This window comes from Streptococcus suis (assembly GCF_019794615.1).
GTDB classification, from domain to species: Bacteria; Bacillota; Bacilli; order Lactobacillales; family Streptococcaceae; genus Streptococcus; species Streptococcus suis_AI.
Window position 1 is genome coordinate 92,720 of the sequence record NZ_JAIMDU010000002.1, and the last position, 17,135, is coordinate 109,854.

The window sequence follows — 17,135 nt, forward strand, 5'->3', positions numbered from 1 at the left end:
CCTTTCTATAATCTTTGATAAACCCTAAGAATCTAACTATTTATAAAGGCAAAACTACTTCACCATCTTCTTTAACATAGGGTGTTTTCATTGGTGGCAATAATTCCAAAACTGTCTCTGAAGGACGACATAATTTAACACCCTTTGAGCTCACAACAATTGGTCGATTGATAAGAATTGGTTCAACAACCATTGCCGAAATGATAGTATCCTCAGATGCACTTTCCCAATCAATCCCCATTTCATGATATGGTGGTACATTGGTTCGTAACAAATCTTTAGCTGTTATTCCCATTTTGGACAATAAATCATGCAATTCTTCCTCACTCGGTGGGGTATCCAAATAATGAACAATTTCAGGTTCAATTCCAATATGTCGGATAATAGCAAGGACGTTGCGCGATGTTCCACATGCAGGATTATGATAAATCACAACTTTTTCCATTAAACTAAAGCTCCTAAGAAACTTTCACCTATCATAGCTGTTTCCACACCAAAGTTTTCAGCAACTGTGGCTGAAATATCCGCAAAGTGACCGACTGGCAAGACTCCATTTCCTTTGAAAGCCTTGCTGTAAGCCAAGAGTGGCACATATTCACGTGTATGGTCTGTTCCAGCATAAGATGGATCATTTCCGTGGTCTGCAGTAATCAAGAGCAGGTCATCTTCACGCATCGCATCAATAAGCTCTGGAATACGTGCATCAAACTCTTGCAAACAATCGCGGTAGCCTTCGATGTTGCGACGGTGACCATAGACAGCATCAAAGTCAACTAGGTTTGTAAAAGTAAATCCTTCCTCGAATTCAGGTAATTGCAAAGTTTCAAGCAAGACATCGACACCGTGCATGTTGGACTTAGTATGACCCATATCGTTGGTAATACCTGAGCCATTGAAAATATCACTGATTTTACCAATTGAGTAAGTTGGTACACCTGCATCTGCTAGTTTGTTGAGGACTGTTGCTTCAAACGGTGACACTGCATAGTCATGACGGTTTGCAGTCCGTGAGAAATTCCCTGGCTCACCAACATATGGACGTGCGATAATACGACCAAGAAGAGCAGGGCGTTCAAGGGTAATCGAGCGAGCATATTCACAGATACGATACAACTCATCAAGTGGAATAATGTCTTCATGGGCTGCAATCTGAAGCACAGGATCTGCGGAGGTATATACGATTAACTCCCCTGTTTCCATTTGGCGAGGGCCAAAGTCATCAATGACAGCTGTACCTGAATACGGCTTGTTTGCTTCGCGAATGATTTTACGACCTGAGAATTCTTCGATTTTTGTCAAAATCTCTTCAGGGAAACCATCCCAGAATGTATCAAATGGCTCAGTAATATTGAGACCCATAATTTCCCAGTGTCCTGTCATAGTATCCTTACCAAGCGATACTTCTTCCAATTTGGTTACATAACCAGTTGGATGGCTTTCAGCAGGAACTGTCGCAAGCGCTGTATCACGATGAATATTGCCAAGACCGATTTTTGCCATGTTTGGCACATCAAGCCCAGCTTTTTCAGAAATGTGACCGAGTGTATCAGACTCTGTATCTGCTACACCTGCATTGAAAAATTTATCTGAGTCTGGCGCTGCACCGATTCCGACAGAATCCATAACAACCAAGTGAACACGTTTAAATTTAGGCATAATTGTCTCCTTCTTTGAATCATGAGTTACAGAAAATCAATTTCCAACCATAATACCAGTAAAATATCTGGAATATCATCTTTTAATAAATGCATTATCTGCTGCATTCTTCGTGCTCGGTTCATTCCCGAACACCTAGAGCATAGATCCCATTCTAGAAAATCTATACTCATTCATAGGGTTTGCAAGCAATGGATAACAAAAGACATCTATAAAATTGGAAACGAATTCTCTTTAACTTCAAACGTTCGTGTTTTCATTATACCATAAAAACGCCTCTCATTGATAGTAATTGAGAAGCGTTTTCACTTTATTTATTTTTCGACTATTTGAGGACCGTCAGGTGTACCAACGATTACCTTGGAAATCAAACCAATAAAGAGTCCATGTTCAACAACTCCGACTGTCCGATCCAATTCTTCCGCCAAAGCAACTGGATCTTCAATCCGATGTAAATCGAGGTCAATAATATAATTTTTCATATCCGTCACAAGTTTTTCACCATCACTCATTCGGAAACTGGGGCGATATCCTTTTGATTCGAACAAGCGAAATAGATTTTCAGAACCATATTGAACCACTTCTACTGGCAATTTAAATGCTCCTAGCGTTTCAACTACTTTGGATTCATCAACAATCCAGATGCAATCTTTACTATTAACCGCAACAATTTTCTCCATTAATAAGGCTGCACCACCACCTTTGATTCCATTAAAGGCTCCATCTACTTCATCAGCCCCATCTACCGTTAAGTCTACATACTCAACTTCATCAATATTTTTTAGTGGAATCCCAAGGGACGCAGCATGCTCTGCCGTAGCATGCGAGGTCGTTACACCAATAATTTGTAACCCCTCCTCCGCAACCCGACGGCCAATTTCTTTAACGAAATAGTAGGCTGTAGAACCAGTCCCTAGACCAACAACCATACCATCCGTTACAAATTCCGCCGCCTTAATACCAACCTGCTCTTTTAAGTTTGACATTTCATGCTCCTTTTAAAAACTCATATAACTATTATAGCATGAAGTGGGTAAGTTATTATAAGAAAATTTAAAAAAGAGGAGAAGAAAAATTAGAAAATATTACCAAAAATATTAGAAGAATCATCAAATTTTTTCTCTGAATTCTCTGATAAAAGATTTTATTGAGGAAATGATTATTAGAGTATCACTTTATAATCCACTCACCCGTGTAGGGTGCGACACGTGACAGAAGGGGACTCATGCACTATCACTTTATTTCAATCCACGCACCCGTGTAGGGTGCGACTTCTTGAAAGTATCGTGGGGCGTGTTGGTAATGATATTTCAATCCACGCACCCGTGTAGGGTGCGACAGAAACGCTAAATCCGGATAATTCTATCACAGCAATTTCAATCCACGCACCCGTGTAGGGTGCGACAAGCTACTAGTGTTCAAGCTCGGAAACGAGATTTTATTTCAATCCACGCACCCGTGTAGGGTGCGACCAGGTCGTTGGACTTTTACCAAAGCATTCGACGCAATTTCAATCCACGCACCCGTGTAGGGTGCGACTCGGCTTTTACATTTGTATCTATAATAATAAAAATTTCAATCCACGCACCCGTGTAGGGTGCGACTAATCTTCGGTGTAATGTATTCTAAGGATAATCTATTTCAATCCACGCACCCGTGTAGGGTGCGACGATTCATGAAGCTGATGATATGGCTGACGCATTAATTTCAATCCACGCACCCGTGTAGGGTGCGACAGTGCCTTTTGACACTGTTTTGTAAAAATAAAGTTTCTACAGATATAGAATATACCATAAATTCACCCTATTTTCACTTTTTTTCATATGCTTTTCACGCGAATCTCCTCACATTTAATGAGTAAGCCCGATTCGCAAAGATAATCTATAACAGAAGGACTCCTTGATCAGGATCATAACTAGTATCTCGTCCAATCGTTTCCACACGATTTTGCCAGTTTTTTCCTAGCATATAAAAGCGGATGCTATCCTGTTCCTTATCAATGATTTCCAGCAACTTATTCTTTACCTCAACAAATTCTGCTGGAGTGACTGAACATTCGAAGACAGAATGTTGCACACGTTGACCAAAGTCAACGCACAGCTTGGCTACTTGTCTCAATCGCTTTCGTCCAGCTACTGTTTCTGTATTGACATCATAGGTCACTAATACCATCATAATATGGCTCCTATATCATAAAGGGAGGATAACTGTCCAACTCGCCTCGAATAGCCTTTGCAAGCAATTGTGCCTGAACGAAGGGCAGTAACATCAATTTGACTTTTTCCTGCGTAAATGGATGCTCGACTTCTGTGTGTTTTCGCTTTTGCCAGGCTTCAATGAAAACTGCTCTGCCTTTTTCAGTCAACAAAACACTTCCATTTTCTTTGATATCAAAATGCTTTTTCGTTAACTGGCCTCTATTGATTAAGGAAAATACAAAACGATCAACAATGAAGGAACGAAATTCCTCTACCAAATCCAAAGCCAGACTCGCTCGACCAGGACGGTCTGTATGGAAAAATCCAACATAACTATCCAGACCAACTGCTTCAAGTGCTGATTGGCATTCATGGGTCAACAGACTGTAACCGAAGGATAGCAAGGCATTCACACAGTCTAATGGAGGCCTTCTACTGCGACCATTGAATTGAAACGTCTCCTTATCAGCCAAAACCATTTCGTTGAATAGGCGGAAATAGTGATTTGCTGCCTGGCCCTCAATTCCAAGTAGTGTCTCCTTATCTAAAGCTGTTTGAACCATTTCCACTGCCCAAGTCAGCTCTGTATTGACCTCTTCAAATAGATTCCCATCCACCCTATCTTTATGATCTCTACGAAATCGCAATAGGTATTTTCTGGAATTAGAGATTTTAGACAGAATAAAACGTTTGGCAAATTCCAGAGATAAAGCATCATCAGCTAAGCGATACTGTTGCCGTCTTAACAGAACATTTCCATTCGTCGGACCGACAAACCGTCCACAAAATCGGCCTTGAGGTGTATGGAAGGAAAGGTTAATCTGATGTTCCGCACACAGTTCAATCAAGGACGGAGAAGCTCCTAGATAAGAAAAACACACAATACCGTCTATAATGCGATAGGGAAAGCGGTGAACAGCAACGCCATTTTGCTTAATGACAATGTTATCCCGCTCTCTAGTCAAATAAAAATCTTCCTGAGTCAGATAGAGTGTATTCAGCAGTTTCTTCATAACCCCTCCTCACTTGTCATTGATTGTTGGATATAATTAGCAACACTACGCGATTTTTTACTCAATCTAGGCATACAAATATCTACCAGTGAGCAAAGTTGGCAATTTTTAAAATACTCAGCCTTTGGCAAATCTCTTTTCTGATAAAGTTCATGCATTTGTCTAGCTAGTTCAATGACTAATTGCCTCAATTCAGCACTAATGCTAATTTCTACTTTTTTATTGACACTATGATAGTACAGATAGCCCTTATCAATTTTGCAAGCCAGTGTTTCCTCCAAACACATGGTCTGTGCCACCAATTGAACAATATCCCGTTCATCTTTCTTCGGCTTACCACGCTTGTATTCAACGATAGTTGGAATCCACTTACCGCGTTTTCCACTCAGTGAAATGCCTGCCTCATCTTTATGAAATTCCACAACATCTAGTATCCCGTAAAGACCAAGTTCTTTAGACGACACCTGCATCGCTCGAGAAACCAAGAAATCCTTGCGTTTTTCTTTGATATAGGGATTGTCAGCTTTTTGATGAAGAAACTGACCGTGAGTGGTTGCCTCATTTTCAGCCCATTCTTGATAAATATGAATCAAAGCCCATTGACGTTTGCAGAACTGAAAATGTTGAATACCAGACAACATCAAATAATCATCTTCTGCATAGACCATCTTACAATCCTTCTAAAATCTCAACTTTCAATCCCTTAGCCTGAAACTCAGCCAGCTCTTTCTGCTTAAGTCCAATCGCATACTCTTCATAGCTTGACTTGTCTTGCTTTTCCTTATCAAATTCTAACAAGTCGAAGATGCGTGCACTAGAAACATTGCCCAGTTTATTGGAATGAGTGAACCAGAAAACTTCACGAACACGCATTGAACCTTCTGGGCGAGCTGATGATGCATCATTTTCAAATAGGGTAATGAGAGTTTCTTTCAAGACCTCCGCATCTTCTGCCGTAAAGCCTGTCTTCTCTGCAAAATAAGTATTGATAGACCCCTTGATAACATACACACCGTAGTCTACAAAATGCTTGGTTCCCATGGTGTCAGAAGAACGACCTCCTACTTTCTTAGGTTCCACACCATTTGTACTTCTAGTAATCTGCAAACTAGAAATGATAATTGGTTCTAACGAATGAGCCATGCTAACAGAAACTGGACCACGGATAGCAAAAGAGCGGTCCTTCAAATACGTGAAGACCTGTCCAAATGAGCGAACATCTAGCCAGATTTGATTGGCCTTTTCATTGATTTCCTCATCTGATTCTTTTCCAGAAAATTGAGCTTTGAAGCGTTTTTCTAAAGAATTTAAGCCATCTTCAATCCGATCGTTTGCCTGGACAAAAATCTTATACCCCATATCCTGCATACGATTGCGAATTTTCCGCTTAATCGCAACATCACTGATAATCCCTTGGTTGTTTGCATTCGTACGTGGCATATTTCCTGATAAAGGATCACCATTAGCATTGGCCTCACGCACCTCAATGGTCACCATAAAATCTATTTTCTGTTCCAACATTCTCTATTCCTCACTTTCAATTTTTTCTTGTTTTGTGTAGAAGTATTGCTTCTCAGCATAATAACCAAATATAAAGCGATAGTCTAATGGATCATTGATACCACGGTCTTGCATCAAGGGACTCAGTAAATCCATGATTTCTTCCCTCTCTTTGTCCAATTTCTTAAAGATGTCAGGACTGTTTAACTTGACTGCCTCTTCATAAGGTTTGGTTTTTTTGGTCAAATTCATCATCAACTTAGCTGGCTGGCTGGTATAAGCAGTCCAGTAGCGTTCTGCATTGGTGATTCGATCATTTTTTGAACCATCTAACTGATACCGTTGAAGTTCTAACAATTCAAAAATCGCCAACAATCGTCCAAACAAATAAGAACGATTCTTATTCTCGTGGTCTAACATTGGTGTAAATTCCTCCTTATTATTTTTATGTAAAAGGGCCAAGGAAACAAATAATACCTTGTTCCATGTGTTCCCATATCTCTGACGTTGCTTGATATTGTCTTTTAATTTACCAAGAATCGTATCCGGAACACTTTTCCCGTCAATCATGCTAGTAGCTAACTTTTGGAACTGATCACTCTTGAACTTGTCATTGTCTAGCTCCAAGAATCGACCTCTATCTACACCATAGGCCGCTAAAACAATATCCTGGTAACTCGGTGGACACTCCGCATACTCTCCATTTTTCTTCTTAAATTGCCAAGAATACTTGTCCTGCCATTTATTGAGATTATCTAGTAGTTGAGAGGCAGCTAGCTGTCTAAAGTATTTAAGGGCAACACGACCATCATTGGTCTTGTTAACGATAGCGACATAGTAAGTCGCTCCGTCACCAAATTCTTTTTTACCATGGATAAAAGATAGGCGGATTTTCTTGTTCTTTTCAGTTATTTGAAATTTAGGAGTATCATCTGAAGATGTTTCTCCAAAATCAAAGATTCCATCATCTTCAATCTCTTCCACTTTCGGAGTGGTGATATCTAATTGAGTCTCATTAGTTAAATCATCACTAAACCAGTTGATCAAATGCTGTCCTGACCCTAACCATGCGTGTGTATGTTCATTCTCCAACAAAAACTTTGCCATCAAATGAATCTTTTCCGAAGTCTGATTCCCAACTGTAAAGACATCCTCTCGCTCCTTGAAACGTCCTTTATAGGTTTCAATGTTATTGCTGACAGAAATTAGTTTGGCATTGCCAATCAAGCCGCGGTGTTTGGCAGCCAGCACTTCTTGCTTCCCACTAATATTACAGATGATATCTGCCTGCTGATTTGATTCCACATAAGAAATGTAAGCCTTATGTAAGTCCAAATAGTTGGTAACAGAAACGGTTTGATAGCCAATAAATTGATCAAGTTTAAATTCCAGAAAAGCAGTTGATAGGTCAACAGTCTTTTTACTATCATCACTGTTCAGAAAAGTTACTTTTAATCCCTCTCTACTGGTTACTCTACCATAGAGGGACTGGACAATCTTCTCTATAAAGTCATCCTGTAACAGAAAATGCTGGATATGACTCAAAAATTTTTTGACTTCTGGTTCCTGACACTGAGAAATCCATTCATCTAACTGACGATGATAGGTGTCATACTGTTCTTGATTGATCTCTGAGAGATAATAAGTCAATTTATCAACCAGAGGGTGCGGAGCTGGATTTTTCCCCGAACGAGCCACCGAGTCAGAAGTCACCGGAAAGATAATACTCTCGCCATCAGCCATAAAATCTGCCTTCATGAAATTTCCTTCATTGTCTAGTAGGACGGCTATCGTATCCTTTCCATTTGAACGACGACTGGTATGGTAAATCGGTAGTAGGGGATTAGTTGATCTTTGAGCATTGTCTACCCAGCCTGTGTCCTCAGCTGCTTCATAAGCTCGTAAAAGTGCTGTAAAGAAATCCATTAGAGACCTCCTTCCTCATTTTCTTGATCTCGTGAGTATATCTCAAATTCTTCTTCAACTGACTTGATATCTCCCGAAGTCTTGAAAACATAATTCGAAAGTGTGTTCACAATCTCGCAGTCTTCTTGCTCCTTAAAACGTATGACACTGTTTTCCATGACGGTCTTTGTAAAATAGGAACGAAGCGGTTGATTAGACTCTATTGGATAGGCAAATGAATGAAACATAATTCCAAAATCAATGGTCTTATCTGCATATTCTAATTTAGCCGTTTCATATTCTTCCTGGCTAATCGCTTCAACTAAACCAAGACATTCCCTGGTTCCAAGAAAGACATCTCGGCGTCCACCTTTTTTAATAGACCTTTCCATAATCGCCTCATGTTTGTTGGGCAAACGATCATGCACTAAATCTGGGCGATTTTCATTCCAGATAAAGTGAAATTTGACCAGGTATTCCACATTGCTGAGGTAAGAGACATAACTTAAGTCAGCTCCATAATTAGCCAACAAGGCTCGGACCCCATGAAGTTCCGTTTGAATTTGATTGACAATCTTCACTTCTGTCACAACATTTGTGATGGTTGGTTTATAGTAAACCGCATCCACCACACCTTTTAAAGCCTGTCGAGTAGGAACGGCATAGCTTGACCTCTCTCCACCACCCTTGGTCGCAGGATTCGTAAAAAGAGCCAGATCACCCTTCACCCGCAGGTAAAAATTCCTTGAACGATACAAAATCGAGTTCCTCCTTTACTTATTTATCATAGCAAAGATAGACTACAACAGAAATGTACAACCTAACTAACAGGATAGCTAGCGGTGGCACCATAGCCTTCAACTACAGTAACCACTGACTAACTCGAAAAAGTAATTTTTTAATGACAAAAACTACTTGTTCTTATTTCCTGATTGAAAGGCAACAACCAGATAAGCTACAGCCATTAGAATAGCTGGTAATCGCTCCAACAATTTGTCTATTAGTTGAAAAACATTTTCCGTTATGCCTCTTCACCTCCTTAGTAGTAATCATTATAACAAACATCTCATTCTATGTATATATTTTATGAGTAATAAAATAAAAAATTTTAGTTACTTAGAAGAACTTTTTGATTTATAGTTCTTATTGTGATAAAATCAATTCATCATAGTAGACTATGCGGATTGAAATTATGTTTTTATTTTATGTAATAAAGACTGGCAGATCTTTCTATCTTACCTTACAAGATAGGAAGGTTTGCCTCTTTTTTTAATCCAAGCTTTTCGTCATCATAATACTCTTCTTGCAGTATTAAGACCTGTCCATCTAAATAATATCGGACAACTTGTAGTCGACTGTCATACTGTCTCAGATTGACTGTAAAGGGCTGTAAGCTCTTGAGGATTTGTTTGATCTCAACTAAGTCTTGCCCCCTTGGATAAGGATTGCTTACCAGCCGTTCTTCCAAGTCAGCGATTATATCCGCTCCGTCACCATATTTAACCAAGACACCAATACTATCATCTTTGATTAAATCCATTTTCTGCCCTGCCGTCTTGAATGACTGTCTGACTTTGCAGTTCGGACTTCCTTTGAAGCTACTCAAGCTGAGATTGTCATAGACAGATTCATTGGTAGATAGTGGGTAATCAAATTGTGTTTTATTGTCAGCATAGTAACGTTCAAAAAATAAACGATTCAAGGCCCCGACATCAATCGGTGAACTTTCTTTTATCAAAATAGTTTCAGTAGCCTCTTTTTTATGCTTGATTTCCTTCAGATAGGTGAGGCTTTCTTCTTCCTTGGATAAATTTATCAATGTTACCCGACCTAAATCTCGTTTTCCTTCACGGTTACAGCGGCCAGCTGCTTGGACAATTGAATCTAGTCCTGCATAAGACCGAACTACTCGTTCAAAATCAACATCCACTCCTGCTTCAATCAATTGTGTACTGATACAAATTAGGGGAACATCGTCTTTCAATTGATTTTTGATTTCTTGGATAACATCGAGACGGTGCTGGGCACACATATTGGTTGAGAGGTGATAAAGTGGTCTGTCTGTTTGGAATTCTAATAGACTATATAGTTTTTCTACTGCTGGTTTGGTATTGAGAATGACAAGCGTAGAAGTTTCTTTTTCCAAGATAAAACTTGCCAGGTCAGTCAATCGGGAAACTGCATTACTTTCATCGAACTTGCGGAGTTCTGTCCTCTTAAAGACCTCTTGTTCTTCAGCGGTTAAGGTGACAATGTCTGCCTGCTCTGCTATTTCCCCACCATATAATAGTCGGTGGCTTATGGAAACCGAATCATAGGCAGGTTGAGTCGCAGTACAGAGAACAACTGTAGCCCCCATGACACGACTCAAAAAATTCATGGTCAGATTAAAGAGCGTGGTGACCTCAATGGGAAGGGACTGTACTTCATCTAAAATCAAGATGCTATTTGCTAAGCTGGAGAAGCGTCTGATATTAGATGACTTGGTCTTAAAGAGGGTTTGAAAGAACTGAACCATGGTGGTAAGAACAACTGGGCTATCCCAGGTATCAATCAGGTAGTCTATCATTAGACCATTGGTTGTTTCCTCTCCATACTCTTCATTCTGAGGTGTGGAATCTTGTTGTTCTCTAACTAGATTAGAATGGTGCTCTAAGACACCCTCCACGCCAATAATTTCCTGAATCGCTGCTGCATTTTGTTCTAAAACAGACAAAAATGGCGTCATGTAAAAGAAACTTTTTTTACCTTTCTGTGTCAGTTGATGAACTGCGTAACGGAGGGACAGGTTGGTTTTCCCTGCACCCGTCGGAAGATTAAGGCGATAAATACCTGCAGAATCCGTAGCACCACGTTGTTTAACCCGCTCTCCCAAGGCCGTTCGAATACGGTTTAACTCTGTAGTTGGATTTCCAAATCCTGCATAAACTTCTTCTACTGATTGAAAATACTTCTGAACAAGTTCACTATTTTCCTCAGTAGTTTTTGGCTCGATAACAAGGTCATAGGCATTAATCGTATCCAAAATATCCGCATTCTTCAAATAAGACAGGTAGAGCCGAATAAAACAAGAACTATAAAAAGCCGATTCGCTATCATCGTTGATATATAATTTCGCCAAAGCGGTTTGAAAATTTCCAAATGATTTTGTCACTAAATCATCTACATTTTGATAACCAAAGCTAGGTAGTTGTTCTTCCAATAACTTGGCATAGGCCCTTATATCTTCTTCATAATGATAGTCTGCTCGTGGCTGACCGATTCGATAAAACAACTTACTATACCGATATCTACCTGCTCCTTCCATATCCTCAGGTAGAGGGACATCATAAACGCCGTGGTGGGCAGATATAATGTAGGCTATTATTTCACGAAAAAGCTGGGCATCGTTTGAGGTTTTTCCTGAACGCCGAAAGACTTGCTCAATCTCTTGAAATAGGTAACGAGCTCCCGCATACGAATGATCTACGTGTAGGCTTGGCTCCTCTTTCATTTTTTTCTGAAAAAGCCTATCACTCTTGCCCAAATCATGATAAAGTCCTAGTAAGAACAAAATATCCCCTTGGCCAATCGTTTCCGCAGATGCTTTGGCCTCTTTGGCAACGTTGAACAGGTGGTCCTCTAGATATTGAAATCGACTTTCTCTTTCTCTTTTTTCAACATGCGCTAACCTCATCTATTACCTCCTGTTTTTAGTAATATTCTACCATTTTTCAATAGCTTTAGAAAGCGTTTTCTGCCTTTTTTGTCTCCTTTTTACCATCGATTATTACACAACATGCTATAATAGTTTTATTATAATCCTACAGAAAGCAAAACTCTATGATTACCAAAGAATTCGATACAATAACTGCTATTTCTACTCCTCTCGGTGAGGGGGCAATTGGGATTGTCCGTCTGTCTGGTACAGATGCATTTTCCATTGCAAGCAAAGTTTTTAAAGGAAAGGACTTAGCGACTGTGCCAAGTCATAGTCTGAACTATGGCCATATTATTGATCCCGCGACTGGACAGGTACTGGATGAAGTAATGCTCGGTGCCATGCGTTCTCCAAAGACCTTTACGCGCGAAGATGTTATTGAAATCAATACACATGGGGGTATCGCCGTCACAAATGAAATTCTTCAATTGTTGATTAGACAAGGTGCCCGAATGGCTGAGCCTGGTGAATTTACCAAGCGGGCCTTTCTCAACGGACGTGTGGATTTGACCCAGGCAGAGGCTGTCATGGATGTCATCCGTGCCAAGACCGACAAGGCTATGCACAACGCAGTCCGTCAGTTGGATGGCTCTCTCTCCCAACTGATTAATGAAACACGTCAGGAAATCCTCAACACTTTGGCTCAAGTCGAAGTGAATATTGATTATCCAGAGTATGATGATGTCGAAGAGGCAACCACAGACTTAGTCCGTGAGAAGACACTCCAGTTTCAAGCTCTTTTGGAAAATCTCCTTCGTACCGCCCGCCGTGGTAAAATCTTGCGTGAAGGCATCGCAACCGCCATTATTGGTCGTCCCAATGTGGGAAAATCCAGCCTGCTCAATAATCTTCTCCGCGAGGAAAAAGCCATCGTTACAGACATCGCTGGAACAACCCGCGACGTTATCGAAGAATACGTCAACATCAAAGGCGTCCCCCTCAAGCTGATTGATACCGCTGGTATCCGTGAAACAGATGACATCGTTGAAAAAATCGGTGTCGAACGGTCCAAAAAAGCCCTTGAGGAGGCCGACCTGATCCTGCTGGTCCTCAACGCATCCGAACCCCTGACCGAGCAAGACCGAAATCTATTAGCCATTTCAGACATGGCAAATCGTATAATCTTGCTCAATAAAACAGACCTAGAAGAAAAAATTGAAGCTGATCAACTACCTGAGGATGTCATCCGCATCTCTGTCTTGAAAAACCAGAACATCGACCAAATCGAAGAAAAAATCAATCAACTCTTCTTTGAAAATGCAGGTCTGGTAGAGCAAGATGCCACCTACCTCTCCAATTCTCGTCATATTTCCCTCATTGAACAGGCGGTTCAAAGCCTACAATCTGTTAACGATGGGCTGGAAATGGGCATGCCAGTAGACTTGTTACAGGTTGACCTGACACGCTGTTGGCAGATTTTGGGAGAAATCACAGGCGATGCAGCTCCAGATGAACTCATCACCCAACTCTTTAGCCAATTCTGTCTTGGAAAATAAGAACAAAAGTCATGTAAGAAAACTTGCATGACTTTATTTGTATATTAACACATAATTTCTTGTCTAAGATGACAAATTTAGATATACTAAACAGTGAAAGGAGGCATTCCCATGAAAAAACTTCTTATTTGTATTGTCCTTCTATCCTGTCTTGTCTTTCCATTTATCGGCTGGAAACTATTTGCCTACCAGCACAATACGATCACATTAACGTCGGAAGCTGATTTTTACTTGGTTTATCCCGGTAAGGTCGAAGCCTTTCAGCTAAATGGTCAAGACCCTCAACTCCTTCATACACAGAAAATGAATTCAGAGGGGTATTTTGGTTCTGGTGAAAATTATGTCATAGACAATCGGTATCTAGTCTTTGCCAACGATCAGCAAAAATTCATTAACGACAATCTGATATCCATCGATTTCAATACTGGGACTGTCTTGCGAAAGCCAAGTCAGTATAGTAGCTATATCAGTGGTACAGATGGACAAGACTTTTATACAGCGGGGCCCTATCACATACTTGCGCAATTTGATAAGCAATTTGAAACACGTCAGACCCACGTTTTAAACGATGACTTCATCCCAAATGATCCAGTCATGGTAGACCAAACGTCAGTCTATTTAACTGGTTTTGTGAAAGATTTTACCCAAGAAGGACCCGAAGAAAATGTCTTGATTGTATTTGATAAGAAAGATTTTTCAAAACAAGAGGTATTCAAGTACGACAATACCATTACCACAGGTGAAGGGCTTCTAGTCAATGGAACCATCTATCTCCCAAATTTAGGGAAAAAAACAAGTGAGTATGAGGACATTGAACTGTCATCCGAACTCTTGGCCTTTGATACAAAAACAAAAACATTTTCGTCAGTAACTTTAGAACACCCCTCACCTAGCACACTCCATGCTCTCAAAGACGAAAACCTTCTTCTCATCGAGCATCAAAATGGCATGTTTAGCCCATTTTCCTTTTCTATTTACAATTCCCAAACTGGCGAGCAATCTTACCATACTTTGAAGGACTTAAATCCCCGTCCTCACTACATCGACCATATCCGTCAAATCGATGATAAGCGCTTAATGATTATTTTGGCAAATCAACTCCTTATCTATGATATGGAGGCTAAAAACATTATCAGCCAGACTACTCTTTCAGAAGACTACGTTTCTGGAATTTGGATCAATCCATAAAATTAATAACTCGGCTCTGGGAGCCGAGTTATTTATTCTTCATCTTGTAAATCAACACTTGGCACAGTGGTTGCCGCATCATTTGTGGCTTGGAAAAGTTCAACTTTTTCATATCCGAATAGACCTGCAAAGATTGATGTTGGGAAGCGTTTGATTTTTTTATTGTAAGATGTTGCCAATGCGTTATAATCTTTACGGGCAACTAAGATTCGATTCTCGGTACCTTCAAGCTCTGTAATCAAGTCTGAAACCTGTTGATTAGCTGTCAATTGTGGATAGTTTTCTGCCACTACCAATAGTCGAGAAACTGCAGAATCCAACTGACTTTGAGCTTGGTTATATTCACTCGTTCCCTGTTGACTGGAGCCGATTTTAGCACGCGCTTCTGCAATAGCAGTAAATATTTCTTCCTCGTGTTCCATGGCTCCTTTGACAGCTGCGACTACATTAGGTATCAAGTCATAGCGTCGTTGCAACTGTGTGTCTACATTGGCTTGCGCGTTTTCAACTTCAGCATAACTGTCCACCAAGCCATTGTATTGCCCGACTGCTCCCATTCCTAAAAATAGCAGAGCTAGGACAGGAATGAGGAGAACCAACCATTTCTTTTTCATATGATTTCCTTTCTAACAATGATTAAACATTCTAAAAAATGAATAGCTTTCAGAATCTTTACAAGATTCCTTACCAACCGGAAGAGGCACCTCCACCTCCTCCGCCACCACCGGACCAACCACCGCCACCGAAGCTGGACGATGAGGAATTAGACGAGTGATGATTGCGGTAGTGATGCTGATCATCCACCAACATCCAGAGCAAATTGCCTGGTCCACCACCACCACGACTGGATTTTTCAATGATCACAAAAATAATAATCACTACAACAACAGTTAAGAAAGCGAAAAAGCCCTGATCTTCTTCCGATGTTCTCTCATCTAAGGTGGCTAACTGGCTCTGACCAACGCTGGTACCATAAAACTGATCACCAATGGATTGAACAATATAGGTCACACCGCCATTGTAATCTTCCTGTCGAAAGAATTCTCTTGCATTTTCGAGAATTTCTTTTGCTTCTACATCTGTCAAAACTGTCGCAGCATTATCTGACGTTTCAATCCGAAATTCCCTATCTTCTATTGCAATAACCAGAAGTATTCCATTATTTGTGCCTGAAAATCCGACTTGCCACTGACGAAATGTCTCATTGGCCAAACTTTCGATATCTGTCCAAAGACTATTCGTCATATAGACACCGACCTGTAAACCTTGTTCCGTTGTTGACCAATCGAGATTAAGCTGATCAATTTCAGCAATAGTCTCGTTTGAAAGTAATTGAGTATCATCTACTACTGTTGTATCTATCGGTCGATCGGGAATCTGATTTGCATTTACTAAGGCAGGTGGAATTAACAACCAAACCACTAAAATAGTTAGACAAGTGACAATCAGTGTTTTCCATTTTCTCATCAGAACACCTCCTTCGATGAACAAAGATAAGAAAAATTTATTAGGTATATATATACAATTATATCATGTTAGTTTTACTTTATCAATATATTTATGTTGTTTTTCAGCAGTGGCAAAATCTCTTCAACAAACCAAGGATGTTTAGCTTGCCATATATTGTTCCTTGGCGATGGATGAGGTAGGGGAAAATAGGTGGGTAGATAATGATCTGCATTCTCTACTCTCTCGGTTACAGTCCTGTGGGATTCTCCTAAATAATAGTCCTGGGCATACTTACCAATCAACAAGGTCAGCTCAATCTGGGATAGTTGCTTCATGATGAGTGGGTGCCATTTGGGGGCAAAATCCTTACGAGGCGGCAAATCCCCAGACTTCCCTTTTCCTGGATAATAGAAATCCATAGGAAGAATAGCAAAATAGCCAGATTCATAGAAGAATTCCCTATCTACTCCCAACCATTTGCGAAGATTCTCTCCACTGGCATCATCAAATAAACGACCTTTTTCTTGTGTTTTTAATCCCGGTGCCTGTCCAATAATGAGGATTTTTGCGGTAGAAGATGCTTGGAAAAGCGGCTTTATCCCATTTTTCGTAAAAGCTTGATTGGGTAAATCTTCCATAATCGCCTGACGAATATCAGCAAGTTCCATGATGTCCTACTTTCTTGACCATTGTTACATCTGCTTCTAGAGCATGAAAACCACATTTTTTATAAAAGAAAAAGGCTGGAAGAGTGCGTTCGGTTTGCAGGAGAATATGAACGATCTTTCTATCAGCTAACTGCTTCTCAATATCAGCTAATAAACTAGCACCATGTCCTTGCCCTTGGTAATCACGGGAAATGCAGAACTCTTCAATTCGATACTCTGTTCCCTCATACCAATAGCGAATGTAACCAAGTGACAGCCCAATGTCATTAAGTTAAGCATTTAAGCAGCTAAAGAAACTATTCCCGTCTGAGCAGTTGATGACAAGACGGGAATAGTTTTTGTATTTAGGGCGCACAAAAAGG

16 protein-coding genes and 1 CRISPR repeat array are annotated in these 17,135 nt (G+C 40.3%); of the genes, 2 read left to right on the forward strand and 14 right to left on the reverse strand.

From position 1 onward, the window contains the following. Window positions 1–40 precede the first annotated feature (40 nt). The 10 genes from arsC to cas3 form a co-directional block, all read right to left on the reverse strand. On the reverse strand, window positions 41–445 hold the full coding sequence (arsC, locus tag K6V43_RS01315; RefSeq protein ID WP_222381195.1) for an arsenate reductase (glutaredoxin): 405 nt from the start codon (window positions 443–445) through the stop codon (window positions 41–43). Continuing rightward, on the reverse strand, window positions 445–1,656 hold the full coding sequence (locus tag K6V43_RS01320; protein ID WP_222381197.1) for a phosphopentomutase: 1,212 nt from the start codon (window positions 1,654–1,656) through the stop codon (window positions 445–447). Before K6V43_RS01320 ends, arsC begins: the two co-directional genes overlap by 1 nt. 314 nt (window positions 1,657–1,970) lie before the next feature. After that, window positions 1,971–2,642 carry a ribose-5-phosphate isomerase RpiA gene (gene rpiA, locus K6V43_RS01325; RefSeq protein ID WP_222381199.1) on the reverse strand — a complete coding sequence of 224 codons (672 nt, stop codon included), beginning with the start codon at window positions 2,640–2,642 and terminating at the stop codon, window positions 1,971–1,973. Between the two features lie 188 nt (window positions 2,643–2,830). Then, a CRISPR array of direct repeats spans window positions 2,831–3,392; the repeat unit is 32 nt; unit sequence ATTTCAATCCACGCACCCGTGTAGGGTGCGAC. A 145-nt stretch (window positions 3,393–3,537) separates the two neighbouring features. After that, window positions 3,538–3,831: a CRISPR-associated endonuclease Cas2 gene (gene cas2 / locus K6V43_RS01330; RefSeq protein WP_172007018.1), complete on the reverse strand. Its 294-nt coding sequence runs from the start codon at window positions 3,829–3,831 to the stop codon at window positions 3,538–3,540. Window positions 3,832–3,841: 10 nt separating this feature from the next. Then, window positions 3,842–4,867, reverse strand: a complete 1,026-nt coding sequence (gene cas1c, locus K6V43_RS01335) for a type I-C CRISPR-associated endonuclease Cas1c (protein ID WP_172007019.1) — start codon at window positions 4,865–4,867, stop codon at window positions 3,842–3,844. Next, complete coding sequence (gene cas4, locus K6V43_RS01340; RefSeq protein ID WP_172055663.1) at window positions 4,864–5,535, reverse strand: CRISPR-associated protein Cas4; 672 nt, start codon at window positions 5,533–5,535, stop codon at window positions 4,864–4,866. Before cas4 ends, cas1c begins: the two co-directional genes overlap by 4 nt. Before the next feature lies 1 nt (window position 5,536). After that, on the reverse strand, window positions 5,537–6,388 hold the full coding sequence (gene cas7c, locus K6V43_RS01345) for a type I-C CRISPR-associated protein Cas7/Csd2 (protein ID WP_024392423.1): 852 nt from the start codon (window positions 6,386–6,388) through the stop codon (window positions 5,537–5,539). A gap of 3 nt (window positions 6,389–6,391) precedes the next feature. Continuing rightward, window positions 6,392–8,293: a type I-C CRISPR-associated protein Cas8c/Csd1 gene (gene cas8c / locus K6V43_RS01350; protein WP_222381201.1), complete on the reverse strand. Its 1,902-nt coding sequence runs from the start codon at window positions 8,291–8,293 to the stop codon at window positions 6,392–6,394. Continuing rightward, complete coding sequence (gene cas5c, locus K6V43_RS01355) at window positions 8,293–9,030, reverse strand: type I-C CRISPR-associated protein Cas5c (protein ID WP_024392421.1); 738 nt, start codon at window positions 9,028–9,030, stop codon at window positions 8,293–8,295. The genes cas8c and cas5c overlap by 1 nt, the downstream gene beginning before the upstream one ends. A 482-nt stretch (window positions 9,031–9,512) precedes the next feature. Next, on the reverse strand, window positions 9,513–11,948 hold the full coding sequence (cas3, locus tag K6V43_RS01360; protein ID WP_222381202.1) for a CRISPR-associated helicase Cas3': 2,436 nt from the start codon (window positions 11,946–11,948) through the stop codon (window positions 9,513–9,515). 146 nt (window positions 11,949–12,094) lie between these two features. Here cas3 and mnmE point away from each other — a divergent pair, with 146 nt between their 5' ends. Together mnmE and K6V43_RS01370 are read left to right on the forward strand one after the other, a co-directional pair. Then, entirely contained in the window at window positions 12,095–13,468 is a 1,374-nt protein-coding gene (mnmE, locus tag K6V43_RS01365; RefSeq protein ID WP_222381203.1) for a tRNA uridine-5-carboxymethylaminomethyl(34) synthesis GTPase MnmE, read from the forward strand. A gap of 111 nt (window positions 13,469–13,579) precedes the next feature. Beyond that, the gene (locus tag K6V43_RS01370) at window positions 13,580–14,656 is read left to right on the forward strand and encodes a hypothetical protein (protein WP_222381204.1); all 1,077 of its coding nucleotides are present in this window, start codon (window positions 13,580–13,582) and stop codon (window positions 14,654–14,656) included. Window positions 14,657–14,688: 32 nt separating this feature from the next. Here K6V43_RS01370 and K6V43_RS01375 read toward each other — a convergent pair whose 3' ends face one another. From K6V43_RS01375 to K6V43_RS01390, 4 genes are all read right to left on the reverse strand, one after another. Further along, window positions 14,689–15,270 carry a LemA family protein gene (locus K6V43_RS01375; protein WP_222381205.1) on the reverse strand — a complete coding sequence of 194 codons (582 nt, stop codon included), beginning with the start codon at window positions 15,268–15,270 and terminating at the stop codon, window positions 14,689–14,691. Between the two features lie 70 nt (window positions 15,271–15,340). Further along, window positions 15,341–16,123 carry a TPM domain-containing protein gene (locus tag K6V43_RS01380; protein ID WP_172085322.1) on the reverse strand — a complete coding sequence of 261 codons (783 nt, stop codon included), beginning with the start codon at window positions 16,121–16,123 and terminating at the stop codon, window positions 15,341–15,343. A gap of 74 nt (window positions 16,124–16,197) precedes the next feature. Further along, on the reverse strand, window positions 16,198–16,773 hold the full coding sequence (locus K6V43_RS01385; RefSeq protein WP_172103616.1) for a uracil-DNA glycosylase family protein: 576 nt from the start codon (window positions 16,771–16,773) through the stop codon (window positions 16,198–16,200). After that, complete coding sequence (locus K6V43_RS01390; RefSeq protein ID WP_337250524.1) at window positions 16,760–17,035, reverse strand: GNAT family N-acetyltransferase; 276 nt, start codon at window positions 17,033–17,035, stop codon at window positions 16,760–16,762. The genes K6V43_RS01385 and K6V43_RS01390 overlap by 14 nt, the downstream gene beginning before the upstream one ends. Between the last annotated feature and the right edge of the window lie 100 nt (window positions 17,036–17,135).

Excerpts from the sequence above, each read along its gene's own strand:
- K6V43_RS01370 (WP_222381204.1), top strand. The coding sequence starts at position 13,580 with ATGAAAAAACTTCTTATTTGTATTGTCCTTCTATCCTGTCTTGTCTTT.
- K6V43_RS01380 (WP_172085322.1), bottom strand. The coding sequence starts at position 16,123 with ATGAGAAAATGGAAAACACTGATTGTCACTTGTCTAACTATTTTAGTG.
- K6V43_RS01375 (WP_222381205.1), bottom strand. The coding sequence starts at position 15,270 with ATGAAAAAGAAATGGTTGGTTCTCCTCATTCCTGTCCTAGCTCTGCTA.
- cas8c (WP_222381201.1), bottom strand. The coding sequence starts at position 8,293 with ATGGATTTCTTTACAGCACTTTTACGAGCTTATGAAGCAGCTGAGGAC.
- cas2 (WP_172007018.1), bottom strand. The coding sequence starts at position 3,831 with ATGATGGTATTAGTGACCTATGATGTCAATACAGAAACAGTAGCTGGA.
- cas1c (WP_172007019.1), bottom strand. The coding sequence starts at position 4,867 with ATGAAGAAACTGCTGAATACACTCTATCTGACTCAGGAAGATTTTTAT.
- cas3 (WP_222381202.1), bottom strand. The coding sequence starts at position 11,948 with ATGAGGTTAGCGCATGTTGAAAAAAGAGAAAGAGAAAGTCGATTTCAA.
- cas7c (WP_024392423.1), bottom strand. The coding sequence starts at position 6,388 with ATGTTGGAACAGAAAATAGATTTTATGGTGACCATTGAGGTGCGTGAG.
- K6V43_RS01385 (WP_172103616.1), bottom strand. The coding sequence starts at position 16,773 with ATGGAACTTGCTGATATTCGTCAGGCGATTATGGAAGATTTACCCAAT.
- cas4 (WP_172055663.1), bottom strand. The coding sequence starts at position 5,535 with ATGGTCTATGCAGAAGATGATTATTTGATGTTGTCTGGTATTCAACAT.
- arsC (WP_222381195.1), bottom strand. The coding sequence starts at position 445 with ATGGAAAAAGTTGTGATTTATCATAATCCTGCATGTGGAACATCGCGC.
- rpiA (WP_222381199.1), bottom strand. The coding sequence starts at position 2,642 with ATGTCAAACTTAAAAGAGCAGGTTGGTATTAAGGCGGCGGAATTTGTA.
- K6V43_RS01320 (WP_222381197.1), bottom strand. The coding sequence starts at position 1,656 with ATGCCTAAATTTAAACGTGTTCACTTGGTTGTTATGGATTCTGTCGGA.
- mnmE (WP_222381203.1), top strand. The coding sequence starts at position 12,095 with ATGATTACCAAAGAATTCGATACAATAACTGCTATTTCTACTCCTCTC.